At 54.8% G+C, this 1,078-nt stretch carries 1 rRNA gene; it reads left to right on the top strand.

What is annotated here, in order from left to right:
• Nucleotides 1-67: 67 nt before the first annotated feature.
• Nucleotides 68-1,078: ribosomal RNA gene (locus ACAX43_RS32920) — 16S ribosomal RNA — on the top strand; the annotation flags it as partial.

Below are 1,078 nucleotides of genomic sequence, written 5' to 3'. Positions count from 1 at the left end.
GGATCATTCGTCAGTACGTTGAGTGAGCGACCGGGTTCGGAAGAGCCCGAAAAACAGTAACAGGTTTGAACTGAAGAGTTTGATCCTGGCTCAGATTGAACGCTGGCGGCATGCCTTACACATGCAAGTCGAACGGCAGCACGGGGGCAACCCTGGTGGCGAGTGGCGAACGGGTGAGTAATACATCGGAACGTGTCCTGTAGTGGGGGATAGCCCGGCGAAAGCCGGATTAATACCGCATACGCTCTACGGAGGAAAGGGGGGGATCTTAGGACCTCCCGCTAGAGGGGCGGCCGATGGCAGATTAGCTAGTTGGTGGGGTAAAGGCCTACCAAGGCGACGATCTGTAGCTGGTCTGAGAGGACGACCAGCCACACTGGGACTGAGACACGGCCCAGACTCCTACGGGAGGCAGCAGTGGGGAATTTTGGACAATGGGCGAAAGCCTGATCCAGCAATGCCGCGTGTGTGAAGAAGGCCTTCGGGTTGTAAAGCACTTTTGTCCGGAAAGAAAACCTTCGCCCTAATATGGTGGGGGGATGACGGTACCGGAAGAATAAGCACCGGCTAACTACGTGCCAGCAGCCGCGGTAATACGTAGGGTGCAAGCGTTAATCGGAATTACTGGGCGTAAAGCGTGCGCAGGCGGTCCGCTAAGACAGATGTGAAATCCCCGGGCTTAACCTGGGAACTGCATTTGTGACTGGCGGGCTAGAGTATGGCAGAGGGGGGTAGAATTCCACGTGTAGCAGTGAAATGCGTAGAGATGTGGAGGAATACCGATGGCGAAGGCAGCCCCCTGGGCCAATACTGACGCTCATGCACGAAAGCGTGGGGAGCAAACAGGATTAGATACCCTGGTAGTCCACGCCCTAAACGATGTCAACTAGTTGTCGGGTCTTCATTGACTTGGTAACGTAGCTAACGCGTGAAGTTGACCGCCTGGGGAGTACGGTCGCAAGATTAAAACTCAAAGGAATTGACGGGGACCCGCACAAGCGGTGGATGATGTGGATTAATTCGATGCAACGCGAAAAACCTTACCTACCCTTGACATGTATGGAACCTGGCTGAGAGG

Origin of the sequence: Paraburkholderia sp. IW21 (assembly GCF_041321145.1) — a bacterium.
Lineage (GTDB): Bacteria > Pseudomonadota > Gammaproteobacteria > Burkholderiales > Burkholderiaceae > Paraburkholderia.
Note: the sequence above shows the minus strand (reverse complement) of the source record. Positions and strands in the feature narration are given on the sequence as shown.